The sequence below is a fragment of the Kitasatospora mediocidica KCTC 9733 genome (assembly GCF_000744225.1).
In the GTDB taxonomy this organism is placed as follows: Bacteria; Actinomycetota; Actinomycetes; order Streptomycetales; family Streptomycetaceae; genus Kitasatospora; species Kitasatospora mediocidica.
This window is the reverse complement of record NZ_JQLN01000005.1, coordinates 2,700,484-2,716,655: the sequence shown is the minus strand read 5'-3', so window position 1 is coordinate 2,716,655 and position 16,172 is coordinate 2,700,484. Positions and strand designations below refer to the sequence as shown.

At 74.1% G+C, this 16,172-nt stretch carries 13 protein-coding genes; 4 read left to right on the top strand and 9 right to left on the bottom strand.

The genetic code is table 11. The annotated features are described in order from the left end of the window. Nucleotides 1–5: 5 nt before the first annotated feature. The 6 genes from BS80_RS26225 to BS80_RS26200 form a co-directional block, all read right to left on the bottom strand. Nucleotides 6–986 carry a cation diffusion facilitator family transporter gene (locus BS80_RS26225; RefSeq protein WP_035801122.1) on the bottom strand — a complete coding sequence of 327 codons (981 nt, stop codon included), beginning with the start codon at nt 984–986 and terminating at the stop codon, nt 6–8. Nucleotides 987–996: 10 nt separating this feature from the next. Continuing rightward, nucleotides 997–2,205: a mannose-6-phosphate isomerase, class I gene (gene manA, locus BS80_RS26220; protein WP_035801120.1), complete on the bottom strand. Its 1,209-nt coding sequence runs from the start codon at nt 2,203–2,205 to the stop codon at nt 997–999. A 72-nt stretch (nt 2,206–2,277) separates the two neighbouring features. After that, nucleotides 2,278–3,495, bottom strand: coding sequence for an SIS domain-containing protein (locus tag BS80_RS26215; RefSeq protein ID WP_035801118.1), 1,218 nt, complete (start codon nt 3,493–3,495; stop codon nt 2,278–2,280). Between the two features lie 29 nt (nt 3,496–3,524). Further along, nucleotides 3,525–3,707 carry a Trm112 family protein gene (locus tag BS80_RS26210; protein WP_035801117.1) on the bottom strand — a complete coding sequence of 61 codons (183 nt, stop codon included), beginning with the start codon at nt 3,705–3,707 and terminating at the stop codon, nt 3,525–3,527. 94 nt (nt 3,708–3,801) lie between these two features. Next, the gene (locus BS80_RS26205) at nt 3,802–5,187 is read right to left on the bottom strand and encodes a phosphomannomutase/phosphoglucomutase (protein WP_035801115.1); all 1,386 of its coding nucleotides are present in this window, start codon (nt 5,185–5,187) and stop codon (nt 3,802–3,804) included. 164 nt (nt 5,188–5,351) lie between these two features. Beyond that, the gene (locus BS80_RS26200; RefSeq protein WP_232246601.1) at nt 5,352–5,723 is read right to left on the bottom strand and encodes a DUF3499 domain-containing protein; all 372 of its coding nucleotides are present in this window, start codon (nt 5,721–5,723) and stop codon (nt 5,352–5,354) included. A 139-nt stretch (nt 5,724–5,862) separates the two neighbouring features. On the opposite strand from BS80_RS26200, the gene BS80_RS26195 reads away from it, so the two are divergent. Beyond that, complete coding sequence (locus BS80_RS26195) at nt 5,863–6,336, top strand: metallopeptidase family protein (protein WP_035801108.1); 474 nt, start codon at nt 5,863–5,865, stop codon at nt 6,334–6,336. A gap of 39 nt (nt 6,337–6,375) precedes the next feature. Here the strand turns inward: BS80_RS26195 and BS80_RS26190 are convergent, their stop codons facing one another. The 3 genes from BS80_RS26190 to BS80_RS26180 form a co-directional block, all read right to left on the bottom strand. Then, nucleotides 6,376–8,004: a DUF5719 family protein gene (locus BS80_RS26190; RefSeq protein ID WP_051967082.1), complete on the bottom strand. Its 1,629-nt coding sequence runs from the start codon at nt 8,002–8,004 to the stop codon at nt 6,376–6,378. Further along, nucleotides 8,001–11,903 carry a glycosyltransferase gene (locus tag BS80_RS26185; protein ID WP_083975233.1) on the bottom strand — a complete coding sequence of 1,301 codons (3,903 nt, stop codon included), beginning with the start codon at nt 11,901–11,903 and terminating at the stop codon, nt 8,001–8,003. The genes BS80_RS26190 and BS80_RS26185 overlap by 4 nt, the downstream gene beginning before the upstream one ends. 284 nt (nt 11,904–12,187) lie before the next feature. Then, on the bottom strand, nt 12,188–12,457 hold the full coding sequence (locus BS80_RS26180) for a WhiB family transcriptional regulator (protein WP_035801107.1): 270 nt from the start codon (nt 12,455–12,457) through the stop codon (nt 12,188–12,190). Between the two features lie 708 nt (nt 12,458–13,165). Between BS80_RS26180 and BS80_RS26175 the strand changes: the two genes are divergently transcribed. The 3 genes from BS80_RS26175 to BS80_RS26165 are packed head-to-tail and all read left to right on the top strand — an operon-like array spanning nt 13,166 to nt 16,167. Further along, nucleotides 13,166–13,849, top strand: coding sequence for a cysteine dioxygenase (locus BS80_RS26175; RefSeq protein WP_083975231.1), 684 nt, complete (start codon nt 13,166–13,168; stop codon nt 13,847–13,849). 48 nt (nt 13,850–13,897) lie between these two features. After that, complete coding sequence (gene cofD, locus BS80_RS26170) at nt 13,898–14,857, top strand: 2-phospho-L-lactate transferase (protein ID WP_035801106.1); 960 nt, start codon at nt 13,898–13,900, stop codon at nt 14,855–14,857. Then, nucleotides 14,854–16,167, top strand: a complete 1,314-nt coding sequence (locus tag BS80_RS26165; protein WP_035801105.1) for a coenzyme F420-0:L-glutamate ligase — start codon at nt 14,854–14,856, stop codon at nt 16,165–16,167. Before cofD ends, BS80_RS26165 begins: the two co-directional genes overlap by 4 nt. The last annotated feature ends 5 nt before the right edge of the window (nt 16,168–16,172 follow it).

Sequence of the window (16,172 nt, the reverse complement as noted above, 5' to 3'; positions counted from 1 at the left end):
CGGGATCAGTGGTCGTGAGCGGCCGGGCCGGGGCCACCCGGAGTGGCCTCCGGATCGGGGCCGGCCGCCGCCTTCTCGGCCGAGTAGACGTCGGGCTCCAGGTAGATCGCGCGGGCGATCGGGACCGCCGCCCGGACCCTGGCCTCCGCCTCGTCGATGGCCTGGGCCACCTGGGCCGCCGTGTCGTCGTGCCGGACGCCGATCTTCGCGGCGACCAGCAGTTCCTCGGGACCGACGTGCAGGGTGCGCATGTGGATCACCTCGGTGACGGAGCCGCCGTCCACCAGCGCCGCGCGGATCCGCGCGGTCGTGGACGCGTCGGCCGACTCGCCGATCAGCAGCGACTTGGTCTCCAGCGCCAGCACGACCGCGATGACCACCAGCAGCAGGCCGATGCTGAGCGTGCCCAGGCCGTCCCAGACGCCGTCGCCGGTGATCACCGTGAGCCCGACGCCGAGCAGCGCGAGCACCAGGCCGATCAGCGCGCCGGTGTCCTCCAGCAGGACCACCGGCAGCTCCGGGGCCTTGGCCCGCCGGATGTACGTCGCCCAGCCGAGGTCGCCCTTGATCCGGCTCGCCTCGCGGTAGGCCGTCAGGAAGGACCAGCCCTCCATGCAGATCGCGAAGACCAGCACGCCGACCGCCCAGTACCAGCCGTGCAGCTCGTGCGGGTGCCTGATCTTCTCGTAGCCCTCGTAGACGGCGAAGAGCCCGCCGACGCTGAACAGCACGATGGCGACCAGGAAGCCGTAGACGTAGCGCTCGCGGCCGTAGCCGAACGGGTGCTCCTCGTCCGCCGCCCGCTTCGCCCGCTTGCCGCCGATCAGCAGCAGCACCTGGTTGCCGGAGTCGGCGACCGAGTGGACGCCCTCGGCGAGCATCGAGGAGGAGCCGGTGAAGGCGAAGGCGGTGAACTTGCCGACCGCGATGGCCAGGTTGGCGGACAGTGCCGCGACCAGTGCTTTGGTGCCGCCCTCGGTACTCACGCGCCGGCCCTCAGAGGGTCACGGTCGCGCGGAACACGACGCCCGGGCCGGCCAGCCCGGTGTCCGTGCCGGTGGCGGGCAGGTAGGCGGACTGGCCCCGGCTCAGCACCAGGGTCTCCCCCCGCGCGCCGGTGAGCGTGACCTCGCCCTCGGTGCAGAGCAGGATCTGGGCCGCCCGGCCGTCCGTCCGGCACTGCGGGCCGTCCGCCGTGAGGGTGAAGCGCGAGAGCCGGAACTCGTCGATCGGCACCGGGTAGAGCTCCTCGCCGTCGCTGCCCGGGACCGGACGCAGCACCTTCGGGTCGCCCGGCTCGAAGACCACCACGCGCAGCAGTTCGGGGACGTCCACGTGCTTGGGGGTGAGTCCGCTGCGCAGCACGTTGTCGGAGTTGGCGAGGATCTCCACGCCGGTGCCGCGCAGGTAGGCGTGCGGGATGCCGGCGCCCAGGTAGATCGCCTCGCCCGGCTGGAGCCGGAAGTGGTTGAGCAGCAGCGCGGCCAGCACCCCGGGGTCGCCGGGGAAGTGCTTGGCGGCGTAGGCGTACCCGGCGAAGGCCTCCGCGTACGGGGAGGCGGGCTCGGCGGCGAGTGCGCGGTCCAGCGCCTCGGCCACCTCCTTGACGGTCACCGCGACGGTCGCCGGATCGCCGCCGAGCACGGCGGCCAGCGTCTCGCGCAGCGCGCGCTCGGCGGGCTCGGTACGCAGCCGCTCGATCAGCGGGGCGAGTGCGGGGACACCCAGCGCGGCCATCAGGTCGGCCGTGGCGCGCGGCTCGCGGAAGCCGCACAGGCCCTCGAACTCGTCCAGCGCACAGATGAGTTCGGGCTTGTGGTTGGCGTCCTTGTAGTTCCGGTGGGCGGCCTCGACCGGCACCCCGGCGGCCTCCTCGGCGGCGAAGCCCGCGCGCGCCTGGGCGAGGTCCGGATGAACCTGGAGGGAGAGCGGGATGCCGGCGGCCAGCACCTTGAGCAGGAAGGGCAGCGTCGGGCCGAACCGCTCGACCGCCTCCGCACCGAGCTCGGCGGCCGGGTCCTCGGCGATCACCTCGGCCAGCGAGCGAGGCCCGTCACCGCGGTCCAGCCGGGACGGCGCGCCGGGGTGGGCGCCCAGCCAGAGCTCGGCCTGCGGCTCCCCGGTGGGCTCCTCGCCCAGCAGCGCCGGGATGGCGACGGTCGAGCCCCAGGCGTAGGGACGGACGGTGTTGGCGAGGCGGTCCATCGGCGCGACCCTGCTCCTAGCTCGAAGTACGTGAGGTGCCCGGTTTCGGGGCTCCTAGACCCTAACCGACCATCAGTGGCCCGGATCGGCGGCAAGTCCCAGGTAGACGGCCGCGAAGTCGGTCAGCACGACCAACTCCACCAGGGCCTCCAGCGGTTCCTGGCGGATCCCGGTGTACTCGGTCAGCCGGACGTCGTGGTTGGCCGCCAGGCGGTGGGCCCGGCGCACGCTGGGGGTGGCCGACGCGGGCTCGGGGACGGCCTCCGGCGGGAGTTGCTCCTGGTCGGCGGCCTCCTCCAGCGGTACGTGCCGCAGCAGCAGGACCTGGAGGGTGAACGGGTCGGGCTCGTCGACCCGGTCGCGGAAGAAGTCGTCCGGGTCCGCGCCGCCGCCCAGCCGCCCGGCGAACATGCCGCGGTGCGCGGTCAGCGCCTGCGGCAGCCGGCCGGTGAGGGCGGGCAGGCCGGCCCGGTCGGCGAGCATCGCGGCGAAGCGGGCGGCGGCCACCGCGGCGATCGGGCCCTCGCTCCAGAGCAGCGGGACCGTGCCGGAGAGCCGGGCGGCCAGTCCCTTGGCCGGGTTGAGGTAGGCGGCGGCGTCCGGGCGGTGGCGGACCGCGAGTTCGTCCAGCAGGTCGGCGGCCTGCTCCAGGGCGCGGTCGGCGAGCGGGACGACGCCGATCCGGGCGGCCAGCGCGAGCAGCGGCGTGAGGAAGGCCCACAGCGCGCCGGGGTCCTCGGCGGGCAGGTCGGGCTCGGGTGCCTCGGCGGGCTCCTCGGTGGCCGACGGCACGTACGGCAGCGGCAGTCCGCGCACCTGGAGCGCGGCCTCGGCCAGCGGCCGGTCCTCCGGGCAGATCACCGCGATCGCGCAGCCGCGGGCGTAGCCCTGCTGGGCGAGGGCGATCAGGCCCTGTTCGTAGCCGTCCGCCGAGGCGATCACCAGGAGGTCCAGCGGGCCCACCCAGCCGGGAAGTTGCCAGATCAGGCCGGTACTGAAGGCGGAACTGCCGCCGGCCGGGCGGCTGTCCGCGGCGGGGAGCGGCTGGACCAGGGTGGCGGTGCCGGCCAGCGCGGCCAGTGCCTCACCGGCCGTCAGGGCGCTGCCGTGGCCGGCCACCAGGACGGCTCGCGGGCGGCCGTCGGGCTGGAGACGCGCCAGGCCGGCCGCGTCGGCCAGCCGTAGCGCGGTGCGGACCCGTGCGCCGGAGCCCGCGAGGGCGAGCAACGCGTGGTCCCGGTCGGCGCGCTGAAGGGCGGCCGGGTCGTCGAGCAGGCTGTCGTCGAGCATGCGGCTGGCCTCCGAGCTGCCGGTTCGGTCTAGGCGGGGCGGCGGGCCTCGTCGACGAGGAGGACGGGGATGCCGTCGCGGACCGGGTAGAGCAGGCCGCAGTCGTCGCCGGTGCAGGCCAGTTCCGGCTGGTCCTCGGTGCCGGCCTCGGCCAGCGCGGCCCGGCACTGCGGGCAGACCAGGATCTCCAGGAGGAACGGTTCGAGCGTCATGGGCGGCGGGCTCCAGTGCGTCAGGGGTACGGCGGGACGCGACGGCGCCCCGGCCGGTAGCAACACTACCGGCCGGGGCGGGTCGGGATACGGATCAGGCGCGGACCAGCGCGAGCACCGCATCGCGCAGGTCGGCCATCTTCGCCGGGTCCTTGGCCTCGACGTTCAGTCGCAGCAGCGGCTCGGTGTTGGAGGCGCGCAGGTTGAACCACCAGTCGTCGCCGGCGATGGTCAGGCCGTCGAGCTCGTCGACGCTGACGCCCTCCAGCGAGGCGTACGCGGCGCGCACCGCGGCGGAGCGGTCCGCCTGGTCGGCGACGGTGCTGTTGATCTCGCCGGAGGCGGCGTAGCGGTCGTACTCGGCGGTCAGCGCGGAGAGCGTGCCCTGCTGGCCGCCCAGGGCGGCGAGGACGTGCAGGGCCGCCAGCATGCCGGTGTCGGCGCGCCAGAAGTCGCGGAAGTAGTAGTGCGCCGAGTGCTCGCCGCCGAAGATCGCGTCGGTCTCGGCCATCTCCTGCTTGATGAAGGAGTGGCCGACCCGGGTGCGGACCGGCTTGCCGCCGTGCTCCAGGACGACCTCCGGCACGGTCCAGGAGGTGATCAGGTTGTGGATGATCGTCGCGCCCTCCTCGCCGTTGGCGCGGGCGCGGGCCAGCTCGCGGACGGCCACCAGGGCGGTGATCGCGGACGGCGAGACCGGCTCACCGCGCTCGTCGATCACGAAGCAGCGGTCGGCGTCGCCGTCGAAGGCCAGGCCGATGTCGGCGCCGACCTCCTTGACCTTGGCCTGCAGGTCGACCAGGTTCTTCGGGTCGAGCGGGTTGGCCTCGTGGTTGGGGAAGGTGCCGTCCAGCTCGAAGTACATCGGCACGACGTCCAGCGGCAGGCCGGCCAGCACGGTGGGGACGGTGTGGCCGCCCATGCCGTTGCCCGCGTCCACCACGACCTTGAGCGGGCGGATCGCGGTGAGGTCGACCAGGCCGAGCAGGTGGTCGGCGTAGCCGCGCAGGGTGTCCTGCTGGGTCAGCTTGCCCGGCGCCACGTCGACGGCGGGGATCGTCACGCTGTCGTCGGCGCCGATCCAGCTCTGCACCAGCTCGCGGATGTCCGCCAGGCCGGTGTTCTCGCCGACCGGGGCGGCGCCCGCGCGGCAGAGCTTGATGCCGTTGTACTCGGCCGGGTTGTGGCTCGCGGTGAACATCGCGCCGGGCAGGTCCAGCTTGCCGCTCGCGTAGTAGAGCTGGTCGGTGGAGCAGAGCCCGATCTCGGTGACGTCCGCGCCACGGGCGGCCGCGCCCTCGGCGAAGGCCCGCGTCAGGCTCGGCGAGGACGGGCGCATGTCGTGACCGACGACGATCGCCGACGCACCGGTGACCTGCACGAATGCGGCGCCGAAGGCACGGGACAGGCTCTCGTCCCACTGGTCGGGGACGACGCCTCGAACGTCGTAGGCCTTCACGAGCTGCTTGAGGTCGCGCACTGCGGCTCCACCCTGGTGTGTGTCGACGGTACGGGCTGGTTGCCCTCGGTCACGATACGTCGCCACGGGTGCGCCTCCGGTACGGGTGCGCCCCCGGGCAGGGAAGCAGCGTACCGGGTGTGGATGACCGGTTCGCCACGCTCAGTGGTCGAACACCGGTCCGCTCAGTTCTCCGGGGAACGCAGGACCCGCAGGTGGCCGCGGCGGCCGGCCTCGGCGGGGTCGCCCTCGGCGGAGCGCACCGGACGCGGTGCGTAGTCGTGCGGGCGGGCGGCCTCGCGGACGGCGTTGGCCAATGCCTCCAGGTCGTCACTGCTGCGGCGCATCGGCCCGGCGTCGACGGCCAACCGGACCACCTCCCAGCCGCGCGGGGCGGTCAGCCGGGCGGCGTGCTCGGCGCACAGGTCGTAACAGTGCGGCTCGGCGTAGGTGGCGAGCGGGCCCAGGACGGCCGTGGAATCGGCATAGACGTACGTCAGGGTCGCGACGGCCGGTCGGCCGCACGCGGTCCGCGAACAACGACGTACAGGGCTCACGAGGGTGGACGGTACCGCACAGACGGCGAACTGCCTAAGACGCACGCGTGTCTTCGGGTTCGTGTCGCGTTCGAGCGCCGCCCCGATGCTGTTCGTGTGGTCCATTTCCGGGCCTTCTAGGACTAGGCTCGGCTGCGATATGGACAGCTCCGCACCGCCACCGCCCGTACCGCAGCCGCCCGCCGGACCGCCGCGCGGTGCCAGGCGCCGCGACCGGCACGGCCGCGGCCTGCGTGGCCCACTGGCGCCGCCGCAGGTACCGATCTCGCTCAGCCGCTCCGAACTGTTCGACGACTACGTCCGTGAGTCGGTGGAACGCCTGGAGCGGCGCTGGCCGCAGCTGATAGACGTCGAGTTCGCGGTCGACGAGGTGCCCGAGCCCGGTCCCGACGATCCGCCGGCCGGCTCGGGCGGCGGTGTGCCGCTGGGCCGGGTGCTGCCCGCCCGGCAGGGCCGCAAGAGCCAGATCGTGGTCTACCGGCGGCCGGTGGAGATCCGTGCCAAGACCCGCGAGGACCGCGCGGCCCTGGTGCACGAGATCCTCATCGAGCAGGTCGCCGACCTGCTCGGACTCTCGCCGGACTCCATCGACCCGCGCTACGACGAGGAGTGACGGCGGCTCGGGCCGGGGCCCGGGCCGCCACCTGCGCGGTCAGTGGACCAGCACGCCCGGGTCCTGCGCCGCCTGCGGCACCACGACACTGCTGTGGTCGTCGGCGAGCGCCTGGATGGTGAACATCGGCACGTTGTTGGTGTTCACCGCGAGCATCCGGGCCGCCATCACCGGGCCGCCCGAGAGCGTCTCCATGCTGATGGCGAACGCGCCGTTGCCGCCGGCGGGTTCGGGCGACTGCAGGGCGACCGTGGAACCGGCCGGGACCTGGACGTCCTTGGTGGTCGGCGTGCCCCCGCCGGTGCTCGCCGAGGCGGTCACCCGGACCGTCGCGGCGGCGTCGGCGGCGGTGAGGTAGAGCGTGGCGGCCCCGCCGCCGCGCACGTCCGCCACGGTGGCCCGCTTGCCGATCGGGGAACTGCCGGTCAGCCAGGCGGAGTCGGACTTGTTGTTGGCGGCGCGGTCGACCCGCAGAGCCGCCACCACCGGCGTGGCGTTCTGGTTGTCGGAGGGCGACAGCCGCATCGCGGAGACCTCGTTGCGGGTGATCTGGCCGAGCTGGACGGCGCTGACCATGCCGGCCTTGACGTGGATCGACTCGTGACCGGCCGGGACGAACCAGCCGTTCGGGCCGGAGAGTTGGATCTTCAGATCGGCGTCGTCGCTGCCGGGGGCCATCACGACCAGTTCGAGCCCGGAGAGGTCGGCGGGCAGCCCGGCGATCACCTGGGTGGGCGCCGGTGCCGTCGAGGCGGGCACCCAGTCGGCACCCTTGGCACCGTCCGCGGCGTGCAGCGCGGCGCTGACCCGGCCGCTGCGGGCGACCACGTGGACGGCGAGGTCGTTGATCGCCGTGTTGTTGGTGAGGGTGGAGATCAGGACGGCCTGCGAACCGCCGGGGGGCACGGTGATGCCGCCCGCGGCGTCGCTCTCCGCCTCGCCCTGGTCGCCGTAGAGCTTGATGTCCACCACGGCCGAGGACGCCCCGACGTTGGTGAGCGCGACGTAGTCGGCGCGGTCGGCCGCGGTGCTGGCGCCGGCGAACCAGAAGTCGGTGCCGTCCGGCTGGCAGGTCACCCCGGACATGCCCGTGCCGCGCTGGTCGGTGACCGTGGTGGTCTGGGTGACGGTGAAGCCGGGCGCGTAGGCGCCGGTGGCGACCGCGACGGAGCCGGGAGCGGTGTCGCCGTTGGCCGCCTGGACGCTGACCGGCACGCCGGGCTTGGCCAGCGTCAGCCGGGCGCCGGTGGGCTGCCCCTGACCCTGGGCCGGGTTCGCGGCGGGCGCCGGGGACTGCGCCGGGGCGGGTGAGCCGGACGGCGGCGCGGAGGCCACCGGCGCCGGCGGGGTCACGTCGCTGACCGTGCCGCTGCCGCCGGCCGCCGAACCGCCGGCACCCGGGGTGACTGCGGTGATCGAGGTGGTGCCGGTCAGCCCCTGCATCGGCTGCGGGCAGACCACGGCCGTCCGCTCGACCTGCGCCGTGACCGCCGCGCCCGGCGGGGGCCCGGCCGGGGCGGCCGGCGGGCGCGCCTCGGCGACGCCCAGCACCAGGACCAGCACGCCGGCCGCGGCCAGCACCGAGATACCGGTCCGGCTGCCGCCGGGGACGCCCGTTCCGGGGCGCTTCAGGCTGAAGCCGGGATTCTTCAGGGCGGGCTTCTTCATCGCGGGTCAGCTCCGTCGTGGTGCGGGTGGCCGCCACCGTAGGAGGGATCGTCGGAGTCGTAGGGCTGCTGCTGCCCGGGCGGCCACGGCTGCTCGGGGTTCTGGTAGCCCTGCTGGGCGGCGTACGGGTCGTAGCCGTAGTCCTGCTGGTAGGGCTGCTGCTGGGGCTGGGCCGCGTACGGATCGCCCTGGTAGGGCTGCTCCGCGGCGTACTGCTCCCCCGCGTACTGCGGCTGCGCCGCGTACGGGTCGTAGGACGGCTGGGCCGCGTAGGGGTCGTAGCCGTACGGATCGACCTGCTGGTACTCGCCCTGCTGGAGGTCGGCCTGCTGGTACGGGTCGAAGGCGGGCGCCGCCTCGGCCGGCTGGTACGGCTCCGCGGCGGGCTGCGGCGGGCTGCCGGGCTCCGTCCCGTAGACCCCGGGGTCGGTGTCCGGCTGCTCGCCCTCGCCCTCGCCGCGCTCGGCCATCCGGCGGGCCCGGCGACTGCCGGGCAGCGGTGCCTGCGCCTGGGCGGCGGCGGCCAGCGCGGCGGCGGCCAGCACCTCCTCGGGCAGGTCGTCATCCTTGGTGCTGCGCCGGCCGGGCAGGGCCAGCACCAGCACGGTGACGCCCAGCAGCAGCTGGAGCCAGACCCAGCCGGTGTGCGTCAGAGCGGCGCTGCGGGTGACGAGCAGGCGGCCGCCGTTGGCGGGCAGCTGGAAGCCCTGCGCCCAGCCGTCGACGGTGACCCGGGTCAGCGCGGTGCCGTTCAGGGTCGCCTGCCAACCGGGGTCGGCCTGCTCGGCCAGTCGCAGCACCCGGCCGGCCGGACCGGCCGGGACCGTGCTGTCGATCGACTCGGCGCCGGCCGGGACCGGGATCGGCAGGGTGGTGCCCGACGTGATCACGGCGCGGGTGGCCGGCGGGCTGGTCACCTGCCAGAGCGCGGTGCCATTGCCCTGGGTGGTCCGGGTCAGGCCCGGCGTGGTGTCCAGGACGTTCCCGACCTTGCCGATCATCGGGTCCTCGACCAGGACGTACTCGACGCCGAAGCCGGCCAGCGCGTCGGCCTGGTCGGCGCCGGAGCCGGCCAGCAGGCTGCCGACCAGCTTGGTCAGCGGCGCATGGGTCGTGCCGCCGGTGTCCACCGTCCCCTCGGCCTGGCCGAGCGTCAGGCCCGCGCCGCGGACCAGCGCGAAGCGCACGTCCGTGGCGGTGGCGTTGCCGGTCAGCACCAGCGTGCGGGAACGGTCGGAGGTGTCGGCCTCCTCAGCGATGAAGGCGGGCACCTGGGACTGCGAGGTCCGGTGCAGCGGGCCGTCCGCGCCGCTGACCGCCCACCAGACGGCGGTGCCGAATGGCGCGAGCAGGGCGGAGAGCACCACCAGGGCGGCCACCGGCTGGCGCCAGCCGAAGGCGATCCCGGCGACGCGGGTGTTCGCACCGTCCGCACCGATCGCGGCGGCGGCGAGCAGCGAGATGCCGCTGAGCAGCGCTGCCGGGCCGGCCCAGGCCGCGACGGCCGGACCGCCGGAGGCCGGGGTCACGCTCGTCCCGGCCACCAGCACGGCGAAGAGCAGGCAGGCACCGGCCGCGCCCCAGGCGACCAGCACCGCGCGGCGCCGGTCGGAGCGCAGCAGGGCGGCCAGCGCGGCGAGCAGCACGCCCGCCGAGAGCCACACCGGCGGGACGCCCGAACCGCCCGGGTTCACCAGCAGCAGCCCAACCGCGCTGGCCGCATGCCCGTTGAAGCCCGGCAGACCGGCCTCCAGCAGCAGCCGCGACGGGTGCGCGAGCACCTCGACCGACCACGGCGCGAGTACCAGCAGGGGCGTACCCAGGATCACCGCGACTCGCAGGCCGAGCAGCCGGACCGCGTCCAGCCCGCTGCCGTAGGCACCCCCGCGCAGGACCGCCGCGATCAGCGCGGCCAGCGACAACGGGACGGCGATCGCCCAGGTCAGCGGCACGAAGGCGGTGCAGGCGGTGAGCAGCGCGACGGTCATCCAGGTGGACCGCCAGCCCGGGCGGGCGCCCTTGGCGGCGGTCTCCTTGCGGATCCCGAGACCGGCCGAGACGGCGGCGGCCCGGGCCAGCGGCGGGAGCAGCACGGCGAGCACCGCGGTGCCGATCCGTCCCTGCGCGATCGCGCCGGTGGCGGCGGGCAGCAGCGCGTAGGTGGCGCTGGCCCAGGCCCGCACCAGCTTGGAGCCGATCAGCGGACGGGAGACCAGGTAGGCGCTGACCGCCGCGAGCGGGACGGAGAGCACCAGCAGCAGGGTGACGGCCAGGTCGGCGTGGTCGAACAGCAGCCAGGAGAGCACCGAGAGCATCGCCAGGTAGGGCGGCGCCGTCGCGGTGGAGCCGGCGCCGACCGGGTGCCAGCTGCCCGCGTACATGTCCCAGAGGCCTGACGCGCCGTCGGAGGCGGGCAGCAGCGCGCCGCCGAGCAGCGAGCCGCTGCCGAGCAGGTTGCGGGCGGCGAACAGGGCGAAGACCAGCAGCGCGGCGAAGAGCACCGGCGCGGGACGCCGGGCGAGCTTCTTGATGACCGCGAACTGCTCGACCTCGAGCACCTCGTTGTCCTCGTCGCCGGGTCCGGACTCGGCCGTGCCGTGCCGGCCGATCGTGTCGTCGCCGCCGCCGATGCCGAGCGAGCCGACCGCGGTCTCGATCGCGAGGCGCGCGGTGGCGCCCGGGGCGGGGAACAGGCTCCGGTCGTCGAGCGGGTCGTAACTTCTGGTCTGCGCGCGGCGTTTGCGGGCCAGGAGCAGGCGCGGCAGGCGGACCAGCTCGTGGCCGAGGCCGGCGATCTCGTCGAGCGCCTGCTTGGGGTCCTTGCCGATCAGGTTGGCCAGCACCCGCACCAGCGTGCCGAGCACCAGCCGGAGCAGGACGTAGGGGAAGACCGTCCGCTTGGAGTTGGCGAGCAGGGTGTAGACGGCGCCGGCCTTGTCGACCCGGTGCGGGTGGGCCGCTCCGCAGTCGATCGCGCGGCGCTCGCGGCTGGCCGCCTCGGCGTGCCGCAGCACCGCGTCGGGGGCCACCACCACGCGGTGGCCGGCGGCGTTGACCCGCCAGCAGAAGTCGGTGTCGTCGCGCATCAGCGGCAGCGCCCGGTCGAAACCGCCGAGCTGCTCGAAGACGTCGCGGCGCACCAGCATGCCCGCCGTGGAGACGGCCAGCACCGGGCGGACCTGGTCGTGCTGCCCCTGGTCCTGCTCGCGGCGGTCCAGGCCGGTCCAGCGGCGGCCGGAGCGGGCGATGGTCACGCCGACCTCCAGCAGCTGCCGGCGGTCGTACCAGCTGCGCAGCTTGGGACCGATGACGGCGGCGGAGGGGGTGGTGTCGGCGACCTGGAGGAGGCGGCGCAGCGCGTCGGTCTGCGGCTCGCAGTCGTCGTGCAGCAGCCAGAGCCACTCGACCGGCTGGGTCTCGCGCGGGCCGCCCGCGCCGAGGTCGTCCTCCGAGGAGAGCGGGTCGCCGAAGTCGTCCCAGCCACCGGTGACCGGGTCGTAGCCGGACGGGTCCAGGCTGTAGGGGAGGTCCTCGGGGCGCAGCGGCGGGCTGCTGGAGACGGCTTCGGCGACGGCGGTGCCGAAGCCGGCCCGGCGGCCCAGCACGATCGCACCGCTCGGCGGGAGCCAGTCACCGAGGGTGTCGGCGAGCAGCTGCGGGGAGGTGTCGGTGCTGCCGGTGTCCACCGCGAGCACGCGCTGCACCTGACGGTCCTGCCCGAGCAGGCCGGCCAGCGCCTGCGGCAGCCAGCGGGCGCCGTCGTGCGAGACGATGACGGCAGTGACCAGGTGGCGCGGGTACGCGGGCGGGCGGGACTCGCCTGTGCCGTAGCGGCCGCGGGGCAGATGAGCGGACGAGGGCTGGTCTGAGTAGCCGCTCTGGTGGCTGTAGGCAGTCATCGAGTGCGCAGGCCCCGGTTCCGGTGGACGGCAGGTGGCGCACCACACTAACGGCTTCAGCTGGACGGGGTTCCCACCCGGTGGGGTGCTGCGCGAGGGCGGAGCGCGGCACCGGCTCGGACCCGTGCCGGCGGGCGCCCCAAAACGCGAAAGCGCCCCGCCGTTGCGGCGAGGCGCTTGCCCGACTGCTGTGGGTTCTGCACGAGTGGTGGATCTCGCGCAGATTCCGCGAAGAGGCGGAATGGGTGCGGCGTTTAATCGCCGCGGATCGAACGCGTGGGCGGTCAGACCGCGCTCTTCTTGAGCCGACGGCGTTCGCGCTCGGAGAGCCCGCCCCAGATACCGAATCGCTCGTCGTTGGCGAGGGCGTACTCAAGGCATTCGGAGCGCACCTCGCAGGCCAGGCAGACCTTCTTGGCCTCGCGGGTGGACCCGCCCTTCTCCGGAAAGAAGGATTCCGGGTCGGTCTGGGCACACAGCGCGCGCTCCTGCCAGTCGAGTTCCTCTTCCTCTTCGGTGTCCTCACCGATCAACAGCTCAAAGAGCTCGCTCATTGGCGCGCCTCCTCTGCCCCTCTTGGCGTCCCCGTGCATGTGGCCGCGGCCTGGATCGGCTGAACGACACGAGTGAAATTACATGTGCGCCGCTCTGGCCCAGTCAAGCCGAGCTCTGGTATTGGGTCGGGAATTCACTCCCCGGAACCAAGCGCTGACAATTAGTGTACATATCCGGACAAGACGGACTTTCCGCAGCTCGCAGGCGACGCACCCCACCCCGAACCCGATCCACGCCCCCACGGAGGTGGACGTCTGCCGGGCCGGTTCCGGTTGCGCTCCGGCGGGACCCGGGATCACGGCTCCGAGCGTCGACCCACCGGCGCGATCGGGGAGCAACCCGGTCATCCGGCTGCCTTCCCGGCGATCTTCACATCGAAACCTAGAGGCTGACTTATCACCTGATCCGGTGGTTCGTCCCTGATGTGACCCGAATGTCCCCGGGGGAGAGTTGACAGGACCCCCGTCTACCCTGTCTCCTTTTATCCATGTCCGAGTCGATCGCGCGCCGAAGCAGCCACCTGGTGCTTCGCCATGCCGCGAGCTCGCTCTGTCGCTGCCTCTGTTCCTGTTGTCGCTAGGCGCGCCGGCCTGTCGTTCCGGCCTCTGCGCGCCGCCTCAGGAACACCGAGGCCGCCCGCGCATCTCTCCCCCTGCGGATCCGGCTGATCCTCCTCCCGCCACCAGCCGCATCCGAGGACCCATCCCATGCGCAATCGCATCCGCCCCCGTAAGCGCAACCGCGACCGCAACAAGCCCGCAGCCCGCACCGCCGCCGGCGTGACGACCGTCGTCCCCGCGCCCGCGCGCCCGTGGACCGACGGGCTCAGCGACGTCAGCATCGCCGGGGACCCGCTGGCCTTCCCGCACCTGGCCCGCACCGACCTGCCGGCCCACCCGACCACGGTGGCCGGCTACGCCCAGCTGGTCCGCGAGATCGCCGCCGACCGCGCCCGCTGGGCGCCGCAGGTCCGTTACGACGCGCTGACCCGCTGGTACGCCCGGCTGGAGACCGGCCCCGGCTACGAGGTCTGGCTGCTCAGCTGGCTGCCCGGCCAGAGCAGCGGTTTCCACGACCACGGCGACTCCTCGGGCGTCATGACGGTGGTTCAGGGCGAGCTGGTCGAGCGCTCGCTCACGCACGCCGGCGAGGGCTCCCGGGCCCTGCGCCCCGGCACTATCCGCACGATTCCGTCCGGCCCCAGGTGGCACCAGGGACCCTCCTCGCCGAAGGCGGGCAAGGAGGGACAGGTCTTCTCGTCCGGGTATCTGCACGAGGTGGTCAACGCGGCGCTCGAACCCGCCGTCAGCATCCACCTCTACTCGCCGGGCCTGACCGAGATGAACCAGTACGGCGCGGCCGTACCGGAGTTGCAGCCCGGCCTGTCCTGACAACCGAGGCGTGCCCGAACCGCCCTGACGGCCTGGCAGGATGGGCGCATGCGCATCGTGGCACTGGCAGGCGGAATCGGTGGGGCGCGCTTCCTGCGCGGACTCAAGGACGTGGTCGCCCCCGGCGACGAGATCACCGTCATCGGCAACACCGGGGACGACATCCACCTCTTCGGTCTGAAGGTCTGTCCGGACCTCGACACCGTGATGTACACGCTCGGCGGCGGCATCCACGAGGAGCAGGGCTGGGGCCGCTCCGAGGAGAGCTACGCGGTCAAGGACGAGCTGGCCGCCTACGGCGTCGGACCGTCCTGGTTCGGGCTGGGCGACAAGGACTTCGCCACGCACATCGTGCGCACCCAGATGCTGGGCGCCGGCTACCCGCTGAGCGCCGTCACCGAGGCGCTCTGCGACCGCTGGCAACCCGGCGTGCGGCTGCTGCCGATGAGCGACGACCGGGTCGAGACGCACGTCCGGATCACCGACGAGCAGGGCACCCGGGCGGTGCACTTCCAGGAGTACTGGGTGAAGCTGCACGCCGCGGTGACCGCCGAGGCGATCATCCCGGTGGGCGCCGACACCGCCAAGCCCGCGCCCGGCGTGCTGGAGGCGATCGCCGCGGCCGACGTGATCCTCCTCCCGCCGTCCAACCCGGTGGTGAGCATCGGGACGATCCTGGCCGTGCCGGGGATCCGCCGGGCGGTGGCCCAGGCGGCGGCGCCGGTGGTGGGCCTCTCCCCGATCATCGGCGGCGCGCCGGTGCGCGGGATGGCGGACAAGGTGCTGGCCGCGGTGGGCGTCGAGGCGACGGCCGAGGCGGTCGCGCTGCACTACGGCTCCGACCTGATCGACGGCTGGCTGGTGGACGAGGCCGACGCCGACGCGGTGGCGGCCGTGACGGCCGGCGGCATCCGCTGCCTGGCCGTGCCCCTGCTGATGAGCGACCCCGCCGCGACGGCGGCGATGGCCCGGGCCGCGCTGGACCTGGCCGAGCGGGTCCGGGCGTGACGGCCCCGGCCGGACCCGCCGCGGTGCAGGTGCTGCCGGTCCCCGGTCTGCCCGAGATCGAGCCGGGCGCCGACCTGGCCGCACTGATCTCCAAGGCCGCCGACCTGGCCGACGGCGACATCCTGCTGGTCACCTCGAAGATCGTCAGCAAGGCCGAGGGCCGGCTGCTGCACGCCGACGACCGCGAGGCCGCGATCGACGCCGAGAGCGTGCGCCTGGTGGCCCGGCGCGGGCCGATCCGGATCGTCGAGAACCGGCAGGGCCTGGTGATGGCCGCGGCCGGCGTGGACGCCTCGAACACCCCTCCGGGCACCGTCCTGCTGCTGCCCGAGGACCCGGACGCCTCGGCCCGCGCCCTGCGCGCGCGGCTGCGGGAACTGACCGGCCGCCAGGTCGCGGTGGTCGTCACCGACACCTTCGGCCGCCCGTGGCGCAACGGCCTGACCGACGTGGCGATCGGCGCGGCCGGTCTGGACGTGCTGGAGGACCACCGCGGCCGGCGGGACAGCCACGGCAACGAGCTCGCGCTCACCGTGACCGCCACCGCGGACGAGCTGGCCGCCGCCGGCGACCTGGTCAAGGGCAAGACCGGCGGCACGCCGGTGGCCCTGGTGCGCGGCCTGGGCCGGCTGGTGACCGGGCCCGACGGCGCGGGCATCCGGCCGATGATCCGGCCCGCCGTCGACGACATGTTCCGGCTCGGCACCTCCGAGGCCGTCCGTGAGGCGGTGACACTGCGGCGCACCGTCCGCGAGTTCACCGACGAGCCGGTCGACCCGGCCGCCGTGCGCCGCGCGGTGGCCGCCGCCGTCACCGCGCCGGCCCCGCACCACACCACCCCGTGGCGCTTCGTCCTGCTGGAGTCCGCCGAGGTGCGCACCGCGCTGCTGGACGCCATGCTCGCCGCCTGGCAGCGCGACCTGCGCGAGCTGGACGGCTGGGACGAGGCCCGGGTGGCCCGGCGCACCGCGCGCGGCGAGGTGCTGCGCGGCGCGCCGTACCTGGTGGTGCCCTGCCTGGTGATGGAGGGCTCGCACAGCTATCCGGACGCGCCGAGGGCCGCCGCCGAGCGGGAGATGTTCACCGTGGCGATCGGCGCCGCCGTGCAGAACCTGCTGGTCACGCTGACCGGCGAGGGGTACGGATCGGCCTGGGTCTCGTCCACGATGTTCTGCCGGGACACCGTGCGCGAGGTGCTCGACCTGCCTGCCGGATGGGACCCGATGGGCGCGGTCGCGGTGGGCCGGCCGGCGGCGGCGCCCAGGGGCCGGCCGGCCCGGGGTGCGGAGGAGTTCATCACCGTGCGCTGACCCGG

What these genes read in the sequence shown, in the direction of transcription:
- manA (WP_035801120.1), bottom strand. Translation starts at nt 2,205, where the DNA reads ATGGACCGCCTCGCCAACACCGTCCGTCCCTACGCCTGGGGCTCGACC.
- BS80_RS26215 (WP_035801118.1), bottom strand. Translation starts at nt 3,495, where the DNA reads ATGCTCGACGACAGCCTGCTCGACGACCCGGCCGCCCTTCAGCGCGCC.
- BS80_RS26210 (WP_035801117.1), bottom strand. Translation starts at nt 3,707, where the DNA reads ATGACGCTCGAACCGTTCCTCCTGGAGATCCTGGTCTGCCCGCAGTGC.
- BS80_RS26195 (WP_035801108.1), top strand. Translation starts at nt 5,863, where the DNA reads ATGGACAGCTCCGCACCGCCACCGCCCGTACCGCAGCCGCCCGCCGGA.
- BS80_RS26190 (WP_051967082.1), bottom strand. Translation starts at nt 8,004, where the DNA reads ATGAAGAAGCCCGCCCTGAAGAATCCCGGCTTCAGCCTGAAGCGCCCC.
- BS80_RS26185 (WP_083975233.1), bottom strand. Translation starts at nt 11,903, where the DNA reads ATGACTGCCTACAGCCACCAGAGCGGCTACTCAGACCAGCCCTCGTCC.
- BS80_RS26180 (WP_035801107.1), bottom strand. Translation starts at nt 12,457, where the DNA reads ATGAGCGAGCTCTTTGAGCTGTTGATCGGTGAGGACACCGAAGAGGAA.
- BS80_RS26175 (WP_083975231.1), top strand. Translation starts at nt 13,166, where the DNA reads ATGCGCAATCGCATCCGCCCCCGTAAGCGCAACCGCGACCGCAACAAG.
- cofD (WP_035801106.1), top strand. Translation starts at nt 13,898, where the DNA reads ATGCGCATCGTGGCACTGGCAGGCGGAATCGGTGGGGCGCGCTTCCTG.